Raw genomic sequence first — 22,657 nt, 5'->3', positions numbered from 1 at the left:
CCAGGGCTGTGGGGGAATAAGCAAATCGTACATAGAGTGTATCAATACCCCTTAAACATAGGCTTCGTCAAAGGCAGCTCGGGTGCCAAATCAGGAGGTACGGTCGACTTCCTGCTGGACGGCTGGAACCCTGCGGCAAGCCTTACATCGACAGGAGGAACATTCCTTGTCGTCTATCCCCAAATCCAATTCTGAATCCCATGTTAAACCAAATCCCGTCTTCGGGTGACTCGTCGGCAGCAATCTTATTGAAGCAGAGGAGTCCGAAGTAACCGCATCTCTTGCGTAGAACGATGCTTGTTGTTGTCAGATGTTTGAAAAGGAGAGGAGCGAGGCTGGAGCGTTGCTTCGGCATATGCTCTGCCGGATTGCTTTTACCGATGAAGAGAGGGGAACGATCCAGATGGCTTTTGAAAAAGAAACGTTGTTTTGGAACGAAAAATTCGGTAGTGAAGATTATACCTTGACGCGGTTGCCTTACAGCAAAGCTCCAAACTCCCTGGTGCCCATTGTGAAAACCGTTGGCAGTTCGCTTTCGGAGAAAGCGGCGCAGCGCGTCCTTCAAATGAGCAAGGGTGCTCCGCTGGCTACTTTTATGATTTTGCTCGCCGGTGTTCAGGCACTCTTGCATAAATATGCAGGAGCTTCAGACATTCTGGTCGGCATGCCGGTTGTGCCGAAAAAGGGGGAGACGCGTCGATCCGTTAATCATACGGTCATTTTGAAAAACTCGCTTTCGGTGGGGGCAACGTTTAAAACGCTGCTGAGCGAACTGAGGACTTCCTTGCCGGAAGCCATTCAGCATCAACATATTCCGTTCTTGAAAATGACGGAGAAGCTGGATCTGCAATATGCTGAAGGGATACCCTTCGTCCATACGCTAGTATCCCTTAAGGAGCTGCATCTGGACGAAATTGGGCAAAACGTGGTCACGGATTGTTCCTTTGAATTCAGTTTAACCGGGGGGACGATACAGTTAGCGCTATCATATAACGAGCATTTATATGACTCCGAGTTCATGAATCGGGTCGTCGGCCACCTGAATCGCCTGCTGTCCGTGGGGCTTTATGAGCTGGAGTTGGAAATCGTGCGAGCGGACATGCTGTCGGAGGACGAAAAATTTCAATTACTGCAAAGCTTCAACGATACCGAGAAGGACTATCCTCGTGATCGGACGATTCATCAGCTTGTGGAGGAGCAAGCGAAGCGTGTGCCCGAGGCGACTGCGGTTGTCTTTGAGGGGCAGCGGCTTTCATACGCAGAGTTGAACGAACGGGCGAACCAGCTGGCGCGTACACTACGATCGGTCGGTGTGCTGCCCAATCAGTTGGTAGGCTTGATGGTCAGGAGATCGCTGGAGACGGTCATTGGCATTCTGGCGGTTCTGAAAGCTGGCGGTGCCTACGTGCCGATCGACCCGGAGTACCCGGAAGAACGTATCCGCTACATTCTGGAGAATTCGAACGCGCAGCTTCTGCTGACTCAAAGAGAGCTGTTACAGCAAGTCCCGTTTGAAGGGACCGTATTGGCGCTAGATGATAAACAAGCCTATAGCGACGATGGCTCGAACCTGGAGGCGGCCAGTGGTCCACACGATCTTGCTTATGTCATTTATACGTCAGGTACAACGGGGAAACCCAAAGGAGTCATGCTGGAGCATCGTGGTTTGGTCAGCTTGAAGCTGATGTTCGCAGATAGGCTGGGCATCACGGAGCATGACCGGATCGTTCAATTTGCGAGCTTGTCCTTCGACGCATCCTGTTGGGAAGTATTCAAAGCACTCTATTTTGGCGCGGCTTTGTACATCCCGACAGCCGAAACAATTCTCGACACTCGTCTGTTCGAGAGTTATATGAACGAGCATGCGATTACGGCGGCGATTTTGCCTCCGACGTACAGCGCGCATTTGAACCCGGATCGTCTTCCCAGCTTAACAAAGCTTGTAACGGGAGGTTCGGCGGTATCGGCCGAATTCGTGCAGCAGTGGAAAGCGAAGGTTCACTATTTCAATGCTTACGGCCCTACCGAAGCTTCAATTGTTACCACGCTTTGGGATGCGGATGAGCAGCAGCCGGAACGCAGAGTCATTCCGATCGGGCGCCCACTGGCTAATCATCAGATTTTTATTTTGGATGCCCACCTGCAACTTGTGCCTCCGGGAGTGGACGGCGAGCTGTGCGTGGCAGGGGTTGGGCTTGCGAGAGGTTACCTGAACCAACCGGAGCTGACGGCAGAGAAGTTTGTGGAACATCCGTTTGCGCCGGGAGAACGCCTTTACCGGACAGGAGATCTCGCCCGCTGGCTGCCGGACGGAAATATGGAGTACTTGGGCCGGATCGACCATCAGGTGAAAATCCGTGGATTCCGAATCGAGGTCGGTGAGATTGAAGAGCAACTTCTGAGGATCGACTCGGTGCAGGAGACGATTGTAATCGCGCGGGAAGGCAAAAGCGGGCAAGAATTGTGCGCTTACCTGGTCGCGAGCCTCCCTCTTACGCTCGGCGAGCTGAGAAGCGCACTGGCGCAAAAATTGCCGAATTACATGATTCCGGCGCATTTTGTTCAGCTTCCGCGGATGCCGCTCACGCCGAACGACAAAATCGATCGTAAGGCTTTACCTGCCCCGGAAGGAAACGCACTGACTGGCGGCGCGTACGTAGCTCCCCGCAATGAAGCTGAGCGAACGCTTGCTGATGTGTGGCAGGCGGTATTAAACGCTGATCGTGTTGGGGTAACGGATCATTTCTTTGAGCTGGGCGGAGACTCGATCAAGTCCATTCAAGTATCTTCGCGGCTTCATCAAGCCGGGTACAAGCTGGAAATCCGGGATTTGTTCAAATATCCGACGATTTCACAGCTCAGCCTGCATGTGAAACCGATCAGACGTACCATCGATCAAGACGAAATAACGGGTGAAACGGCATTGACGCCGATTCAGCATTGGTTTTTCGAGAGTTCATTTGCAGACCCGCATCATTTCAACCAGTCGGTGATGCTGTACCGGAAGGATCGCTTCAACGAAGAGATAGTGTATCAGGTGTTGCAAAAGCTGGCCGAGCATCATGACGCCTTGCGCATGGTGTTCTGCAAGACGGAACAAGGGTTTGGTGCGTTAACCCGAGCGATTCAGGATGGTGGACTGTTCACGCTTGACGTGTTCGACTTTAAGGATGCGGAGAATCCCACGCAGGCTGTGGAAGGGAAGGCAACGGACATTCAAGCAGGCATCGATCTGGTGAACGGGCCCCTTATGAAGGCGGCACTGTTCCAGTGCGAGGACGGAGATCATTTGCTGCTCGCGGTTCATCATGCTGTGGTAGACGGCGTGTCTTGGCGCATTTTGATGGAGGATTTCGCTCTAGGTTACGAGCAGATTGGCAAAAGCGAGGGAATTTGTTTCCCGGCGAAAACAGATGCGTACCGTACTTGGTCCGAGCAACTGGCTGCTTACGCGCAAAGTCCGGAGATAGCAAAGGAACGGGCCTATTGGCAGGCCGTGGAACAAATGGAGATTCTGGCCGTGCCGAAGGATATGGAGGCGGACGTTACGACGCAGCATGACAGCGAATCGCTGTTTGTCTGTTTGACTCCCGAAGAAACGGATCTGCTACTGAAGCGGGTTCACCGTGCCTACAACACCGAAATGAATGATATTTTGGTAACGGCGCTCGGAATAGCCTTACGCAAATGGACGGGGCATGAACGGGTGCGGATCAATCTCGAAGGACACGGACGTGAATCGATCGGAACGGATATCGACATCACGCGTACAGTTGGCTGGTTTACGACCAAGTTTCCGGTCGTCCTGGAGCCGGAAACCGACCGAGATTTGGCATATCAGATTAAACAGGTCAAGGAAAACTTGCGCCGTATTCCGAACAAGGGGCTAGGGTACGGCATATGCCGCTATCTCTCGAAATCGGAGGATGGATTGGTTTGGGGCGCAGAGCCGGAAATTAATTTTAACTACCTCGGCCAGTTCGACGATGATGTCGACCAGGACGAGATCGGCATATCTTCTTATTCCAGCGGCAGCCCGGCTAGCGACCGGCAGGCCCGCAGCTTTGTGCTGGATATCAACGGTATGGTGCTGGACGGCGCTTTATCGCTCGATCTCAGCTACAGCCGGAAGCAGTATCGCAAGGAAACGATGGAAGGCCTCGCTCAGCGGCTTGAGCAAAGTCTTCGAGACCTCATTATCCACTGTGCAGGCAAAGAAAACACTGAATTGACGCCGAGCGACGTGCAATTTAAAGGCTTGACCATTGCAGAATTGGAGCAAATCGCCCAGCGCTCGGGCCATCTCGGGGAAATCGAAAATATTTACTCACTTACGCCGATGCAGAAGGGGATGTGGTTCCACAGCGCCCTTGACCGGCAAACGGCAGCTTATTTTGAGCAGACGCGGTTTACGATGCGGGGAGCGCTCGACGTCCAGCTTTTTGAGAGGAGTTGGATGGAACTTGCGAAACGTCATCTGGTGCTGCGGGCGAATTTTGTGAAAGGACCGGCGGGCGAGCCGTTGCAAATCATATACCGCAACAAACCGGTCGGTTTTGAATATGAAGAGCTGCTTCATATGCAGATGGACGAGAAACAAGCTTACTTGGATAAAAAGGCCGAGGAGGACAAGCTTCGCGGCTTCGATATGGAACATGACGCGCTCGTTCGGTTCACGATCCTGCGCACCGAAGAGCAAAGTTATCATGTACTGTGGAGTTTCCAACATATTTTGATGGACGGCTGGTGCCTGGCTCAGCTGACACAGGAGCTGTTTGAGGCATACTCGGCCTTAGCATCCGGCAAGCAGTCAGCGGGAGATAAGGGATCGGATTATGGCGCCTATATCGAATGGTTGGAGAAACAGGACGATCAGGCGGCATCAGGCTATTGGATGGCATTCCTGGCAGGTTATGAAGGGCAAACCGTACTCCCGGGACAAAAGGAAGTGGCGCCCAACGGCAGATTTACGGCTGATCACGTCACCGCCGAGCTGGGCAAGGACTTGAGCGAGCGGATGGACCGGGTGGCGAAACAGCGCCTGGTTACGGTCAATACACTGCTGCAAGCTATTTGGGGCGTGATGCTGCAAAAATATAACGGAACAAACGATGCCGTATTCGGTAGCGTCGTGGCAGGAAGACCGGCGGAAATCCCGGGCATTGAGTCGATGATCGGGCTGTTCATCAATACGGTGCCGGTCCGGGTCACGAGTGAAGCGGACACCGTGTTCGCCGACCTGATGGCGAAGCTTCAAGAGCGGGCGCTGGAGTCCGGGCGTTATGATTACTATCCGCTGTATGAAATTCAGGCCCGCAGCGTGCAAAAGCAGAACCTGATCAACCATATCATCGCTTTTGAGAACTATCCGGTGGACGAGCAGATGGAGCAGGCGGGGGACCAGCAGCACGGCGATCTGACGATTGCTGATGTTCAGATGGATGAGCAGACAAACTATAACTTCAACGTCACCGTGGTGCCGGGAGACGAGATTGAAATTCGGTTCGACTTTAACGCAGAAGTGTTTGATAAAGATAGCATTGAGCGGCTCAAGGGGCATCTCGTTCATTTGCTGGAGCAGGTGGCGGATAACCCGGAAATTACCGTGGGCGAGCTGGAACTTGTGACGGAGGCGGAAAAAGCTGACCTTCTCGGACGTTTTAACGACACCACAACGGAATTTCCGCGCGGGAAAACGCTCATTCAATTGTTCGAAGAGCAGGTGGAGCGCATCCCGAATGCAGCTGCCATCTCCTTGAATGGGCAAGAGCTGACCTATTGCGAGCTGAACGAACGCGTTAACCGCCTTGCTCGTACCTTGTGTAGCCACGGGATATCCAAAGGCCGCCTGGTCGCCATTATGGCTGAGCGTTCCATCGAAATGGTGGTGGGTATGCTGGCGGCACACAAAGCCGGTTCGGCTTACGTACCGATTGACCCGGAATATCCCGAGGAGCGTATCCGTTTCTTGATCGAGGATTCAGGTGCGCAGGTCATGCTGACGCAAAGCCGATTACGCGAGCGCCTGGCGGGTTCGGACTCCGTGATTTTACTGGATGACGAGTCCTTCTATCACGAGGACCGCACAAATCTAAATTCGGGCAACGAAGCGACAGATCTGGCTTGCATCATCTATACGTCAGGCACGACGGGCAAGCCAAAAGGAAACCTTGTTTCGCACCGCAATATCGTGCGGATCGTGCGAAATACGAATTATATCGACATCACTGAGCAGGATCATGTCCTCCAGCTTTCGAGCTATTCGTTCGACGGAGCGATTTTTGATATTTTCGGTGCTTTGACCAACGGGGCACGGCTGGTGCTGGTTCCCCACGAGACTTTGCTGGAGATCGGCCAGCTGGCGGATCTCATCCAGCGCGAGCGAATCTCGGTCATGCTGATCACGACGGCTTTCTTCAACGTCCTTGTGGATGTGAACGTCAACTGCCTGCGGGATGTCCGGGCGATTTTGTTCGGAGGAGAGCGCGTGTCGGTCGGCCATGTGCGTAAAGCGCTCGCCCATATCGGACCGGGCAGGCTCAACCACCTGTACGGCCCATCAGAAAGCACGGTTTATACCACGTATCTTCCAGTCGACTTTGTCGATGACTCCGCGGTTACCGTACCCATCGGACGGCCGATCAGCAATACGACGGTGTATATCGTCGACAGCCAGAATAAACTTCTGCCGATCGGCGTGGCCGGGGAGCTTTGCGTCGGCGGAGAAGGCTTGGTACAGGGCTACAATAACCGGCCGGAGCTAACGGCGGAGAAATTTGTGGACCATCCGTTTGTGCCGGGAGAGCGCATGTACCGTACAGGGGATTTGGCAAAATGGCTACCGGACGGCACGATTGAATACGTGGGGCGGACGGATGATCAAGTGAAAGTCCGCGGCTTCCGTATTGAACTGGGCGAGATCGAAGCTCAGCTTCAGAAAGTGCAGGGAATTCGGAAAACAACGGTATTTGCGCGGGAAAACACCTCCGGCGAGAAGCAACTTTGCGCCTATTATGAAGCGGACCGTGAGCTTCCGGCGGTCGAGCTGAAGAGCGTTCTTTCCCAGGAACTTCCTGCCTATATGATCCCGGCCTACCTGATCCAGTTGGAACGGCTTCCGCTGACGACGAACGGCAAGGTTGACCGCCGCTCCCTCCCGGCACCTGAGGAGAGCTTGTTGCCGGGCGAAGGACATACTCCGCCTCGGACTCCGTTGGAAGCCAGCTTGGCTGAAATATGGAAAAGCGTGCTCGGATTGGAACACATCGGGGTTCATGATAACTTCTTTGACTTGGGCGGCCATTCCCTGCGGGCAACGACACTGGTGAGCAAGGTGCATCAGGAGTTGAACGTCGAGTTGCCTCTGCGCGACGTATTCCGCTACTCAACGATCGAAGAGATGGCTCTCGCCCTCTCCCGGATTGAAGAGCAGTTGTTCTCGTCGATTCCGCTGGCAGATGAAAGAGCGTATTATCCACTTTCCTCAGCTCAGAAGCGCCTGTTTATCCTGAATCAGCTGGAAGGAGCCGATCAGAGCTATAACATGCCGGGTGTGCTGCTGCTCGAAGGATCGATTGACCATAGCCTGCTGGAGAAAGCTTTCCGCGGACTGATCGAACGTCATGAAACGTTGCGAACCGGATTTGAGATCGTGCAAGGCGAAGCGGTACAGCGTATTTACGAGAGCGTTGATTTTGCCGTTGTGTGTCGACATGCGAACGGGGAAGAAGCAGCTGCAGTCGTGGAGGCTTTTATCCGACCTTTCGACTTGGCGAAGCCACCGTTGCTGCGTGCCGGGCTCGTAGAGCTGGCAGCCGATCGTTATTTACTGATGTTTGACATGCACCATATCATTTCCGACGGGGTTTCAATGGACGTGTTCGTTGAGGAACTCGTTCGTTTGTACGGCGGCGAGTCATTAGAACCTTTGCGCATTCAGTACAAGGACTATGCGGTATGGCAGCAATCGGACGAGCAAAAAGTGCAATTGAAACGCGAGGAAGCTTACTGGCTGGACCGTTACCGGGGCGAGCTGCCGGTTCTGGAAATGCCAACGGACTACCCGCGTCCTGCTGTACAGAGCTATGAGGGACATACGCTGACGTCTTTTGTGGACGAGGCAACGAACGAAGGCTTGAAGCAGCTAGCCGCTCAAAGAGGAACGACGCTATATATGGTGTTGCTTGCCGCATATACCGTGCTTTTGCATAAATACACAGGTCAGGATGATTTGATCGTTGGCACGTCGATTGCGGGCAGAACGCACGGCGATATGCAGCCCTTGATCGGAATGTTTGTTAACACGCTGGCGATCCGCAATTATCCGGCTTCGGAGAAGACCTTCCTGTCGTATTTGGAAGAAGTGAAAGAAACGACCTTAGGCGCTTACGAGCATCAAAATTATCCGTTCGAAGAACTCGTCGATAAAGTGCAGGTTAGCCGGGATTTGAGCCGCAACCCGCTGTTTGACACGATGTTCTCCCTGCAAAACCTGGAGGAGTCAGAGTTTGAGCTGGAAGGGCTGAAATTGTCCCCGTACCCTAGTGAATATGGTATGGCCAAGTTCGACCTGAGTGTGGATGTTACGGAAGAAAATGGCGGATTGGAGTGCAACTTTGAATTCGCAACGGCTCTTTATAAAGAAAGCACGATCCGGCGGCTATCGATTCATTTTGGACATTTGCTTGCGGCGATCGTAAGCCGTCCAGATGCGAAGATTGCCGAGCTGGACTTGCTGACGGCAGAGGAAAAAGAGCAAATTATCGGCGCGTTCCACCCGACGCAGTCGGAAGTGGCTCCTGTGGCGGCGTTCCACCGCCTGTTCGAGGAACAGGCGGAGAGCACTCCGGAAGCGGAGGCGGTCGTGTACGAAAACGATCGGCTTACGTATGCGGAGCTGAATGAACGGGCGAACCGCCTGTCGGCAACGCTGCGCGCAAGTGGAATCGGCCGGGAGGAGATTGTTGGCATTCTCGCCGAGCGTTCGGTCGATTTGCTGGTGGCCGTGCTGGCGGTCTGGAAAGCGGGCGGGGCGTATATACCGCTTGACCCGGATTATCCGGCAGACCGCGTGCGATTCATGCTGGAAGACAGCGGAGCGAAGGTGCTGTTGACACAAACGCCGCTGCGAGAGCGTGCCGAAGCCTGGCTCGGCGAAGAGGAACTGTCACTGGCGAAGGTGCTGTACCTCGACGACGAAACGTCATACAGCGAAGACTGGGAGAATGCACCGCTTGGCTCCAGCATGGTTTCCGGTAAAGTCTCCAGCAAGCTGACGGGTGCTGTGAACGGTGGTGGCGAGAGTCATCCAAATGATGTTGATGTTGTTGGTATGGACAGCTTCCATGAAGCTCGTCCAGAGGATTTGGCCTATGTAATCTACACGTCGGGTACAACGGGTAAGCCAAAGGGTGTAATGATCGAGCACCGCAGCCTGGTGAACACGGCAGCGGGTTACCGACGGGAATACCGGTTGGATCAGTTCCCGGTAAGGCTGTTGCAGCTCGCCAGCTTCTCGTTTGACGTGTTTGTGGGTGATATTGCGCGGACGCTGTACAACGGCGGTACCATGGTCATTGTACCGAAGGACGATCGAATCGATCCGTCTCGTCTGTACTATTGGATAGAGCGGGAGCGAGTGACGATTTTTGAATCAACACCAGCGCTGATCGTGCCGTTTATGGAATACGTGCACGAGCAAGGGCTGGAGTTGAGTGAGATGGAGCTGTTGATCACTAGCTCGGACAGCTGCAGTGTGGCAGATTACCGGACCTTGCAGGAACGGTTCGGCCCGTCGTTCCGCATCATTAACGCCTACGGCGTAACGGAAGCAGCAATCGACTCCAGTTTCTATGACGAGGAGTTGGAGAAACTGCCGCAGACAGGTCATGTGCCAATCGGCAAAGCGTGGCTGAATGCGAAATTCTACATCGTGGATGCACATCTAAATCCTGTTCCAGTCGGTGTGCTGGGCGAGTTGGTCATCGGCGGCGTTGGTGTAGCACGTGGGTACTTGAACCGTCCAGAGCTGACGGAAGAGAAGTTTGTAGACAGCCGGTTTGTCGCGGGCGAGCGGCTGTACCGCACGGGAGACTTGGCGCGGTGGATGGAAGACGGGAACGTGGACTTCATCGGCCGAATCGACAACCAAGCGAAAATTCGGGGTTACCGGATCGAGACGGGTGAGATCGAGTCGCAGCTGCTGCGGGTGGAAGGTGTGCGCGAAGCGGTGGTGCTGGTTCGAAGTGATGCGAACGGGCAGAAAACGCTGTGTGCGTATTACACGCCGGATACTGGTGCGAGGCTGTTGGTGAACGATCTGCGCAGTGCGTTGGCACAGGAGCTGCCAGGTTACATGATCCCGTCGTACTTCGTGGAGCTGGAGCGCCTGCCTCTGACGCCGAACGGGAAACTTGACCGAAAGGCGCTGCCAGCGCCGGAAGGAGAAGCGGGAAGCGGAACACAGTACGTCGCACCACGCAATGAGCTGGAAATGAAGCTGGTAGTTATTTGGCAGGAAGTGCTGGGGCTTACGAAGGAGATTGGTATTCACGACAACTTCTTCGACATCGGTGGCCACTCCCTGCGCGCGACAACGTTGGTCAGCAAGATTCATAAAGACTTGAACGTGGATCTGCCACTGCGCGACGTGTTCCGCCATTCCACGATCGAGAGCATGGCTGCCGTCATTTACCGGCTGGATGAGCAGACATTTGTTGCCATTCCGGTGGCGGATGACCGAGAGGTGTACCCTCAATCTTTTGCTCAAAAACGTCTCTTTATCCTGAATCAGCTGGAAGGTGCGGAGCTTAGCTACAACATGCCGGAAGCGATGCTGCTGGAGGGTGCTTTGGACCGGGCAAGGTTCGAAGAAACGTTCCGCAAGCTGGTGGCGCGGCATGAAATGTTGCGCACCGGGTTCGAAATGGTGGATGGCGAAGCATCACAGCGGGTTTACCAGGACGTGAATTTTTCGGTGGAGTTCTATCAAGCGGATGAGCAAGAGGTCGAAGCGGTGGTTCACGGTTTCGTCCGTCCGTTTGACTTGGCTAAGCCACCGCTGTTGAGGGTAGGCCTTGTTGAACTGGCTCCGGAACGCCATATTCTGATGTACGACATGCATCATATTATTTCTGACGGCGTTTCGATGGAAATCTTTGTTGAAGAATTTGTGCGTTTGTATGGTGGAGAGCAATTGGAGCCGCTGCGCATTCAGTACAAAGACTACACCGTTTGGCAGCATTCGCAGGAGCAGCAGGAACGGCTTCAGCATCAGGGGGCGTATTGGCTGGACATGTTCCAGGGCGAGCTTCCAGTGCTGGAAATGCCGACCGACTATCCACGTCCTGCTGTACAGAGCTATGAGGGCCAAACGATGGAGTTTTTCTTCGACGCTTCAAAAACCGACGGTTTGAAACAGCTGGCTTCGGAAACGGGCACGACGCTGTTTATGGTGCTACTTGCGGCGTATAACGTGCTTTTGCACAAATATTCAGGTCAGGAAGACGTGATCGTTGGTACGCCGATTGCCGGAAGGAATCATGGAGATGTGCAGCCGTTAATCGGGATTTTCCTAAACACGCTGGCGATTCGCAGTTATCCGTCTTCGGAGAAAACATTCCTGTCATATCTGAATGAAGTCAAAGAAACAACTCTGCACGCCTTTGAGCATCAAAACTATCCCTTTGAACAATTGGTGGACAAGGTGCAAGTCACCCGTGATTTAAGCCGTAATCCACTCTTCGACACGATGTTTACGATGCAAAATACGGAGAATGAGCAATTTGAGCTGGAAGGGCTTTGTCTGATTCCTTATCCGAGCGTACTGGATACTGCGAAGTTTGATATCAGCTTGGATGTGGGAGAGGAAAACGGCGGATTGGATTACAGCTTCGAATATGCGACGGCTCTTTATAAAAGGGAGACGATTGAACGACTGGCAAAACATTACGAGCAGTTGCTCGTGACAATTGTAAACCATCCAGATGCGAAGATTGCCGAGCTGAACTTGCTGACAGCAGAGGAAAAAGAACAAGTTCTCAGTGCGTTTAACCCGGCGCAGCCGGAAGAGGCTCCTGCGGCGGCGTTCCACCGGTTGTTCGAGGAACAGGCGGAACGCACACCGAAAGCGGAAGCCGTCGTGTATGAAAATAACCGCCTAAAGTATGTGGAGTTGAACGAACGAGCGAACCGCTTGGCGGCTACACTGCGCACAAGTGGCATCGGCCGGGAGTCAATCGTTGGCATTCTCGCCGAGCGTTCGGTGGACTTGCTGGTGGCCGTGATGGCCGTCTGGAAAGCGGGCGGGGCGTATGTACCGCTCGACCCGGATTATCCGGCAGACCGCGTGCGGTTCATGCTTGAAGACAGCGGAGCGAAGGTGCTGCTGACACAAACGCCGCTGCGAGAGCGTGCCGAAGCCTGGCTCGGCGAAGAGGAACTGGCACTGGCGACGGTGCTGTATCTCGATGACGAAACGTCATACAGCGAAGACCGAGCGAATGCTCCAATGGACTTCGGCCAAGGCTCCAGCATGGTTTCAGGTCTGGTCTCCGGCGAGCTGACGGGTGCTGTGAACGACCGTAATGAGAGTCATCCAAATGATGTTGATGTTGTCGGTATGGGCAGCTTCCATGAAGCCCGTCCGGAGGACTTGGCGTACGTCATCTACACGTCGGGAACAACTGGTAAGCCCAAGGGTGTAATGATCGAACATCGCAGCCTGGTGAACACGGCAGCGGGTTACCGACGGGAATACCGGTTGGATCAGTTCCCGGTAAGGCTGTTGCAACTCGCCAGCTTCTCGTTTGACGTGTTCGTGGGTGATATCGCGCGGACGTTGTACAACGGAGGCAGCATGGTGATTGTGCCGAAAGACGACCGGATTGATCCGTCTCGTCTGCACTACTGGATAGAGCGAGAGCAAGTGACGATCTTTGAATCAACGCCGGCGCTGATCGTGCCGTTTATGGAATACGTGCACGAGCAAGGGCTGGAGTTGAGTGAGATGGAGCTGCTGATCACAAGCTCGGACAGCTGCAGCGTGGCAGATTACCGGACCTTGCATGAACGGTTCGGCCCGTCGTTCCGCATCATCAACGCCTACGGCGTGACGGAAGCGGCAATCGACTCCAGTTTCTATGACGAGCAGTTGGAGAAACTGCCGCAGACAGGTCATGTGCCGATTGGGAAAGCGTGGTTGAATGCGAAGTTTTACATCGTGGATGCACATCTGAACCCGGTGCCAGTCGGCGTGCTGGGCGAATTGGTTATCGGCGGAGTCGGCGTGGCGCGCGGGTACTTAAACCGTCCAGAGCTGACTGAAGAGAAGTTTGTGGATAGCCCATTTGTCGCGGGCGAGCGGCTGTACCGCACGGGAGACTTGGCGCGGTGGATGGAAGACGGGAACGTGGACTTCATCGGCCGAATCGACAACCAAGCGAAAATTCGGGGTTACCGGATCGAGACGGGTGAGATAGAGTCGCAGCTGCTGCGGGTGGAAGGTGTCCGCGAAGCGGTGGTGCTGGTTCGAAGTGATGCGAACGGGCAGAAGGCGCTGTGTGCGTATTACACGCCGGATAATGGTGCGAAGCTGTTAGTGAACGATCTGCGCAGTGCGTTGGCACAGGAGTTGCCAGGTTACATGATCCCGTCGTACTTCGTGGAGCTGGAGCGCCTGCCTCTGACGCCGAACGGAAAGATGGACCGGAAGGCGCTGCCGGCGCCGGAAGGGGAAGCTGGAAGTGGAACGGAGTACGTCGCACCGCGCAATGAGCTGGAAACGAAGCTGGCGGTAATTTGGCAGGGGGTGCTGGGACTTACGAAGGAGATTGGCGTTTACGATAACTTCTTCGACATCGGCGGGCACTCCCTGCGAGCGACGACATTAGCGGGCAAGGTATTTAAGGAATTAAACGTCAATCTGCCGCTGCGCGACGTATTCCGTCACTCGACGATTGCGGCGATGGCCGATGCGATTTCCCGGATGGAACGGCGGGAGCATGAGGCCATCCCTCAAGCGGAAGAGAGAGAGTACTACCCTCTGTCCTCTGCGCAGAAACGGCTGTTTATTCAGCACACGCTGGATGGAGCGGATCAGCTTTACAACATGCCGGAACTGGTGCAGGTGGAAGGCAAGTTTGATTTAGACCGGTTGGAAGCCGCATTGCGGAAACTGATAACACGGCATGAATCGCTGCGCACCGGTTTTGAAATGGTGAAGGGCGAAGCGGTTCAGCGGATTTATCCGCAGGTCGATTTTGCTATCGAGCATCATCAAGCGGTTACAGAGGATGCAGCTCAAGTTGAGCAGATCGTCCGCAACTTTGTTCGTCCGTTTGATCTCGGCAAGCCGCCGCTGCTGCGCGCCGGAGTCGTCGAACTGGAGCCGAACCGGTATATTCTCCTTTTCGATATGCACCATATTGTGTCGGATGGAGTATCGATGGCGATTGTGATGGATGAGTTCTCGAGTTTCTACGCCGGTGAAGAACTGCCGCCACTACGCATTCAATATAAGGATTATGCTGTTTGGCAGCAGTCGAAGGCCCACCGGGAGCGGATCGGACGGCAGGAAGCGTACTGGCTGCAAACCTTCGAAGGTGAGCTGCCAACGGGGGATCTGCCGATGGACTACGAACGTTCTACAGTTCGCAACTACGAAGGCGCGCATCTGGAGTTCGATGTCGAAGCTTCTCTCTCTGCGCGGCTGCGTGAATTGGCGGCCGAGCGTGAAAGCACGCTGTACATGGTACTGCTTGCGGCATATACCGTGATGCTGTCCAAGTACAGCGGGCAGGAAGACTTAATCGTAGGCACCCCGGTGGCGGGAAGAACTAACGCCGATTTGGAGCCGGTCATCGGCATGTTTGTTAATACACTGGCGCTCCGCAGTCGTCCGTCAGGCGAAAAAACGTTCCTGTCCTACCTTGATGAAGTGAAGGAAACGGCTTTGGGAGCTTTTGAGAATCAGGATTATCCATTCGAAGAACTCGTGGAGCGTTTGAATGTGAAGCGAGAACCAGGCCGATTCCCGTTGTTCGATGCCGTTTTTGACTTGCAAAATATCGAAGAACGAGATGCCGAGCTGGAAGGCGTCAGCCTGAAGAATTACGAGCTTGACCATTTGGAAGAAGCGAAGTTTGATCTGACGCTGTTTATGTATGAAAACGAAGGGGCACTGAGCGGGGGCTTTTTCTACGCCACCAAACTGTTCAAAGAAACGATGATCCGCACCTTAACGGAGGATTACCTGCGGGTACTTTCTCAAATTGCGGAAAATCCACAACTTGAGCTAAGTCGGATTGAATGTCATAAACCGGCGGCAGGCGCAAAGAGTGCCGTCGATACGATCGAATTCGCGTTCTAATATTACAAGCGTGCTCCGCCGTCAAGCGAAAGTGGTGCGCATCCCAAGAAAGACGGCGAACAACTTGCAACTCCGTGTAAATCAAGCCCGTATACGCGCAGGCCGAAAGGAAGTTTTTTCGGATCTGCGCCGGGGCATGCGGTCACTTCATTTTTAGGGGAGGTACGAATGAAATCTTTATTTGAAAAGGAAGAACGGTACTGGAGCAGTAAGTTTGACGACGATGACAGTCTGAGCTTCCTTCCCTACAGTCAATCCTCCAAATTATCTGCGGGCGGCGAAGCTGCGGCAGAGCCGGCTTTGCTTCACCGTACCCTGCCGAGTGAGCTCTCGGAGAGAATTATTCGCCTCGCCAATGGTTCGGATCTGGCTTTGTACATGATTGTTTTGGCAGGAGTAAAAAGTCTGCTGTTCAAATATACCGGGCAGGATCAAGTACTTGTCGGCATGCCTTCTTATAGCGCGGACCCGGACGTGACTCAGCCACCACATAACATCCTGGTGATCAAAACGTCCGTAAGCAGCCAGACTACGCTGAAAACGCTGCTCGGGGGCATCAAAGCCTCCATCGGCGAGGCGCTGGAGCATCAGTATCTGCCTTTTCGGAAAATGGTGGAGCCGCTCCATCTGGACTATACAGGAGAGGGCCTTCCGGTCGTCAACACCGTTGCATCCTTCGCCCCGATTCATCCTGAATCGGTGGGTAACCGGGTGGCGGCAGATACTGTTTTTCGATTCGACCACCAAAACGACTCTATTCAGCTGGAAATAAGCTTTGACCGGAATCGATACGAACGGGCATTTGTGGAACAGGCGGCCGACCATCTTGTTCGGCTTCTGTCTGTGCTTGTATTTCAGCCGGATCTGGAGCTTGGACAAGCCGATGTGCTTTCCCCGGACGAGAGGGAGACGTTGCTGAATCGATTTAATGACACCGAAACCGGGTTCGAGCGGGGGAAAACGATTCACGGTTTGTTTGAAGAACAGGCGGAGCTATACCCGGACAACGTGGCCATTGTCATGAACGAACGTCAGCTGACCTACCGCGAGCTGAACGAGCGATCCAACCGGCTTGCGCGCAAGCTGAGGGAGACGGGAGTTGAAGCGGACCAGCTGGTAGCGATTCTGGCCGAACGCTCGCTCGATATGGTTGTCGGCATACTGGCGATTCTCAAAGCGGGTGGAGCCTACGTGCCTGTCGATCCCGACTATCCGGAGGAGCGCATCCGCTTCATGATCGAGGATTCGGGTGCACCGTTATTGCTGATTCAAAAGCATTTGCATGAGAAGACCGACTTCGCAGGAATGCGCCTTGAAATAGATGATTTCGTTTGGGGAGACAGTGGGGCGGACTCGGAAGGTGCGCTGGACGCTTCGAATCTGGAGCCAATTTCCGGGTCGGGGAACCTGGCATATGTCATCTACACGTCGGGAACGACCGGCAAACCCAAAGGCACGTTGATCGAGCATAAAAACGTTGTGCGTCTTTTGTTCAACGACAAGAACTTGTTCGACTTCGGGCGGTTCGACACGTGGACGCTGTTCCACTCGTTCTGCTTCGATTTCTCCGTCTGGGAAATGTACGGAGCGCTGTTGTATGGAGGCAAGCTGGTCATTGTACCGCCGCTTACGGCGAAAAATCCGACCGATTTCCTGGCGCTACTAGGCCGCGAACAGGTCACGATTTTGAACCAGACGCCAACGTACTTCTATCAGCTGCTGCGTAAGGTCTTGGCGGATCATCCATACGATCTGCGGATTCGCAACGTCATTTTCGGCGGCGAAGCGCTTAGCCCGCTGTTGCTTAAGGGCTTCAAGACGAAGTACCCGGAGACAAAGCTGATCAATATGTACGGCATTACCGAAACGACGGTTCACGTGACGTATAAGGAAATTACGTGGGTCGAAATGGAGGCGGCGAAGAGCAATATTGGCAAGCCAATCCCAACGCTGAGGGTGTATGTCCTGGATGAAAACCGCCGCCCAGTGCCGATCGGCGTAGCGGGCGAAATGTATGTGGCCGGGGAAGGGCTCGCGAGAGGATACCTGAACCGTCCGGATCTGACGGCGGAGAAGTTCGTTGATTCCCCGTTTGCGGAGGGGGAAAAACTGTATCGCTCAGGCGACTTGGCGACCTGGCTACCGGATGGCAACATTGAATACCTCGGCCGAATCGACCACCAGGTCAAAGTCCGCGGGTACCGGATCGAGCTGGACGAAATCGAGACGCAGCTTCTGAACGCCCGGGGCGTGGAAGAAGCGGTGTTACTCGCCCGGGACGACGCGAACGGCCATAAGCAACTTGTTGCTTATTACGTCGCGGAAACAAAGCTGGCGGCGAATGAACTCAAAGAGCAGCTCGCCCAGCAGCTTCCGGGGTATATGATTCCTGCGCATCTTGTGCAGCTTTCGCAGATGCCGCTGACCGCGAACGGAAAAATCGACCGCAAAGCGCTGCCAGTGCCGGAGGAAGCTGCGGCCAGAGGAGGGGAATATGTTGCGCCGAGAACGCTGCTCGAGATGAAGATCGCCCGTGTCTGGCAGGATACCCTTGGTATTCCTCAGGTCGGCGTAAAGGATAACTTTTTTGAGCTGGGCGGCAATTCGTTAAGTCTGATGAGGCTTGTTCAAGCCGTTTACGATGAAACGGGCATCGAGATACCGCTGAATCGCCAATTCCATAGTGTAACCGTTGAAGCCATGGCTTTTGGGGAGGAGGATCTGGGTCTGGATAAAGGGGGAGACTCCTTCATTAAGCTGAATAAAACAGGGGATCTGAACGTGTTCTGCTTCCCTCCAGGCAGCGGCTTCGGCATCGGTTACCGAGAGCTTGCAAGTAGGTTAGACGACCGGTTCTTGCTTTACGGCATTGATTTTATCGACGATGTCATCGATTACGAGGCCATGCTGAACCATTATGTGGATGAGATTGTTCGTATCCAGCCGGAAGGACCTTACGTGCTGCTCGGTTACTGCTTCGGAGGCAACCTGACGTTCGAGGTAGCCAAAACGATGGAAAGAAGAGGGCATGTCGTAACGGACGTGCTCATGGTGGACTCGTGGATTAAGGACACACTCACGCCTTATGAAACGTCTGAGAAAGAGCTTGAAGAAATGCTTGCGGATTTCAATGAAGAAGAGAAGGAATTAATGAGCAATCCGCTCGTGCGGGAGCGTGTTCATCGGAAAATCAAAGCCACCTTGACGTACGAAGCGCAGCTTATTAATTCAGGCACGATAACTGCCCGGATTTACGAACTGATTGCGAAGGACAGCGAAGCGTTCCGCCTGGAGCACCAGTTGCCGTCCTGGCAGAGGGCAACGACGCAAGCTTACGCCGATTACCGGCTGGAGGGCGCACACGAGGAATTACTGGAACTCGCGCGCGTGGACGAAACGGCCGTTGTCATCCGTGACATCTTAGTGCAGATCAAGCGGCAGATCGAAGCAGAGGTCGGGGTCCTGCATGGGAGCTGATCGGCAGACGGCTGTTCAAGAACAACGCACAGCGGAGCCTTCCAAGCGCCGAACCGCTTATGATACCTGGAAAGCGTTCCGCTGGCTGATGTCCTATGTGAGCCGCCACAAAGGCTGGATGATCGTCGGTATCTTGTCTGCAATAGCCGCCGCGGTTATTGAGATATGGACGGGACGTTTGGTCGAGCAGCTGACCACACAGGCCGAGAATGGGGCGGGGCCCGTCGTTTTGCAGATCGTGTACACGGTCTTTGTGGTCATCTTGATCGGTGTGCCTGCGAAGTTTTTCATGAGCTTCGGTGTGGAGCGAAGCAGTGCCTCTGCGGTGCAGGATATCCGCAACCATGTCATGCGTCATATCGGCAAACTCCCGGTCCCCTATTTGGAAAAACAGCACTCCGGCGACGTGTTGTCGCGGATCAACAACGATCTGCAGCTCATCCAGCAATTTATGATTCGGGACCTCGCCCAGTGGTTTTATCATCCGCTATTATTTATCGGCTGTTTCGCTTATTTGATGTATCTCCAATGGGAGCTGATGCTGTACAGCCTGCTGTTATTTCCCGTAGCACTGCTGGTTTCCCAATGGATCGGCAAGCAGTTGGAACAGTTGACGGAGGAAGCCCAGGCGAACATGGGCCGAATGAACGTCAACCTCCAGGATACGCTTGGAGGGATACCTATTGTAAAAAGTTACCTGCTATCTGGTATGTTATCTCGCTCCTACCAAGTGCTGCTGCAATTGACGGCTCAAAAAAAGCTGGCCGTTAAAAAGCGGGAAGCCTGGGTCAACCCGCTGCTTTCTACGCTGATGATCAGCCCGATCATTTTCGCTGTCAGTTACGGTAGCTATTTGATCTACAACGGGCAGCTAGGCGCGGGAGAACTGATCGCTTTCCTGTACTTGCTTAATCTGTGTCTGGAGCCGCTGGAGCATATTCCCGAGCTCATCACGCGCACGTTCGAAATGAGCGGTGCTCTGAGAAGGGTCTCCGAAATCGTCGAGCAACCGACTGAAACGGAAAATGGTCGTTTGCTTCCAAAAGCGAGCGCCGCCCCCATCCAGTTTCAGAACGTAACCTTCGGGTATGAAGAGAATTCCCTGATTCTGCGGAATATTAACTTCTCGGTGCCTGAAGGCAAGACGATTGCACTTGTCGGAGCGAGCGGCGGAGGGAAGAGTACGGTGTTTAAGCTGGTATGCGGCTTTTATCCACTTCCGGAGGATCAGGGCGAGATCCGTGTGTTCGGAAGCCTGATCCGCGGCGCTGATCCAGAGCAGCTTCGGTCGCATTTTTCCGTGGTAACCCAAGATTCATATTTGTTTAGCGGTACGATCGCCGAAAATATCGGCTATGGGCGGGAAGAAGCGTCGATGGACGATATTATCGAGGCCGCCAAAGCCGCTCAGGCTCATTCTTTCATTATGCAGCTTGAGGGCGGCTACCAGACGTATGTCGGAGAGCGCGGCGGCTTTTTGTCCGGTGGGCAACGCCAGCGCATTGCAATGGCCCGGGCTTTTCTGAAAGATGCTCCCGTTCTGCTGCTGGATGAGCCCACATCGGCTCTTGATCCGGAGTCGGAAAGCGCGGTTCAGGAAGCGCTGGACGTATTGATGAAGCAGAGAACGACCATGGTTATTGCCCACCGGCTTTCTACGGTGCAAAACGCCGATGAAATCTGGGTTATGGAAGAAGGAAATATTGTCGAAAAAGGCACTCATGAACAATTGCTCGAGAGGAAGGGACTGTACGCCCAGTCGTACTACCAGGAATTTACCGAGTCTGCCGAACGCAGGGAGGTGTCATACACATGAAAAAGGGCGGAAGGCTCTCGCAAGTGAAAGAACTCGGCTACTTGCTGACGTTTATGAACCGCAAGCGCAAAACCCAGTACGCGATTGGCCTTGCTGTAACGGCGCTCACCCAGACATTATTTCTGATCGCCTTCAGCTTGGTCGTACATAACTTGGTTGATTTCGCCGTGTCCCGAGATACGTCCCTGATGGTGGAAGCCTTTATTATTTTGGGCGCGGCCCTGTTCCTGGAAAATATAATCTCTCCCTGGTTCATTTACTTATACCAGCGCAGTGTCGAGCTGACTGTGCTGAATATCCGCAAACGTCTTTATGACAAGCTGTGCCGGGTGCGGCCGAGATTCCTGGAGCAGACGCACCACGGGGACTTGCTGTCGCGGGTGAACAACGACGTAACGACCGTTGAGTTTACATTCTCGCAGGTTTACTTCGTTTTGTTGCTTCAAGTTGTCTTTTGCATCGGCTCCATTGTCTCCATGGTGGTGATCGATTGGCGGTTTGCCGGCGTATCCTTCGTCGTTCTGCTGCTGTCCTCTCTGGTCAGCCTGAAATTTGCACGGGATATCCGCGCTTTGTCCGAACAAGGCTTGCAAACGCTCGGTAAAATGACTGAAAAATTCAAAGATTTTATGGGCGGCATTCAAATTGTGAAGCTGTTCCGCATCCGCACGATTTACGGCCAGTACGAGGCGTTGAACGAACAAATGACGCAAACGCTTCGGCAAACGGCGAAGAAGAACGGTATGCAGGCTGCGGTGAACCATTTTATCAGCTACGTCACGTTCTGCGGCATCATCGTCATCGGCAGTCTTCTTTATGCGTACGGATTGATGGGAATGGGAAGCGTCGCCGCTCTGGCAGTTTTGCAAGTGAATCTGACGCACGCCTTGTTGAACTTGGGGACGGTTCTGTCGATGACCCAGAATTCGCTCGCGGGTGCTCACCGGATTCAAGAGGTACTAAGCGAGGAAGAGGAACCGGAGCGTCTGGGATCTTCTCGTAGCGAGCTTGTATCGGAGGCCGCGGTGGAGTTTCGCGATGTGGAATTTTCCTATCAGGCGGATAAAAAGGTACTTGTCGACATGTCCATGCAGGTGTTTCCTGGTCAGGTCGCTGCGATCGTGGGAGCCAGCGGCAGCGGCAAAAGTACGCTGATTAAGCTGCTGCTCGGCTTTTATCCTGTGGACAGCGGAGATATCCTGCTCCAGGGCAAACCATTTGGCCATTACACGCTGGACGAAATTCGCAGGCAGATTGCATACGTTCCGCAGGAGCCATTCTTGTTTACAGGCACGATTGAGGAAAACATCCGCTATGGAAACCCGGATGCAACGGATGAAGAAGTGGTTGAAGCGGCCAAAGCGGCGTACGCTCACCATTTCATTCAGGAACTTCCTGAACAGTATAAAACGCCGGTGGGGGAGAGAGGAGCATCGTTGTCAGGCGGACAAAGGCAGCGAATTGCGATCGCCCGGGCGATTCTCAAAAACGCCCCGATTCTGCTGCTGGACGAAGCGACTTCTGCATTGGATAACGAATCCCAGCATTGGGTACAGCAAGCTCTGAACGTATTGATGAAGGGGCGGACCACCATTCTGATTGCGCATCGTCTCAGCACGGTGGAACATGCGGATTTGATTACGGTCATGAACCAAGGAACGGTCGTCGAACGGGGCCGCCATCAGGACCTGCTGGCGCTCGGAGGGTATTACGCGCGGCTGTACGGCTAGACCATTACGACGAGCGGCTTCCTGCTGATATCTGTATAAATTGAACTTTTCATTTACATAAAAACGGAGAGGACAGAAAAAACCTGAAAAAGCGTAGCGCTCGCCTTTATCACCGGATCTTCCCTTTTAAAAAGGGATGCCAAAAAATCTGGGGATAACAGCGATTGGAAGGTTATTCTGTCATCGGAGTGTTCCGTGTAAATCATCTTTAGTTCAATTTATAGATACAAAGCCTATCTACAAACAATCTCTAATACGGGAGTGTGT

Annotated in this window: 4 protein-coding genes; all 4 read left to right on the top strand. The window is 53.8% G+C overall.

Annotated elements, in window-relative coordinates; genetic code table 11:
* Nucleotides 1–310: 310 nt before the first annotated feature.
* The 4 genes from AC6CIF_RS15350 (at nucleotide 311) to AC6CIF_RS15335 (ending at nucleotide 22,390) form a co-directional block, all read left to right on the top strand.
* Nucleotides 311–15,367, top strand: a complete 15,057-nt coding sequence (locus AC6CIF_RS15350; protein WP_498200330.1) for an amino acid adenylation domain-containing protein — start codon at nucleotides 311–313, stop codon at nucleotides 15,365–15,367.
* Between the two features lie 168 nt (nucleotides 15,368–15,535).
* Nucleotides 15,536–18,844 (top strand): non-ribosomal peptide synthetase, encoded by a 3,309-nt coding sequence (locus AC6CIF_RS15345; RefSeq protein WP_498200329.1) that lies wholly within the window; start codon nucleotides 15,536–15,538, stop codon nucleotides 18,842–18,844.
* Nucleotides 18,834–20,660, top strand: a complete 1,827-nt coding sequence (locus AC6CIF_RS15340) for an ABC transporter ATP-binding protein (RefSeq protein ID WP_498200328.1) — start codon at nucleotides 18,834–18,836, stop codon at nucleotides 20,658–20,660. The genes AC6CIF_RS15345 and AC6CIF_RS15340 overlap by 11 nt, the downstream gene beginning before the upstream one ends.
* The gene (locus tag AC6CIF_RS15335) at nucleotides 20,657–22,390 is read left to right on the top strand and encodes an ABC transporter ATP-binding protein (protein ID WP_340912614.1); all 1,734 of its coding nucleotides are present in this window, start codon (nucleotides 20,657–20,659) and stop codon (nucleotides 22,388–22,390) included. Before AC6CIF_RS15340 ends, AC6CIF_RS15335 begins: the two co-directional genes overlap by 4 nt.
* Nucleotides 22,391–22,657: the final 267 nt, after the last annotated feature.

This window comes from Paenibacillus sp. GQ49 (assembly GCF_059759055.1).
The sequence above is the reverse complement of the archived record's forward strand: the minus strand, read 5'-3'. Positions and strand labels throughout refer to the sequence as shown.

Bases quoted from the DNA above. Each gene is read 5' to 3' on its own strand.
- AC6CIF_RS15345 (WP_498200329.1), top strand. From the start codon at position 15,536: ATGAAATCTTTATTTGAAAAGGAAGAACGGTACTGGAGCAGTAAGTTT.
- AC6CIF_RS15340 (WP_498200328.1), top strand. From the start codon at position 18,834: ATGGGAGCTGATCGGCAGACGGCTGTTCAAGAACAACGCACAGCGGAG.
- AC6CIF_RS15335 (WP_340912614.1), top strand. From the start codon at position 20,657: ATGAAAAAGGGCGGAAGGCTCTCGCAAGTGAAAGAACTCGGCTACTTG.
- AC6CIF_RS15350 (WP_498200330.1), top strand. From the start codon at position 311: ATGTTTGAAAAGGAGAGGAGCGAGGCTGGAGCGTTGCTTCGGCATATG.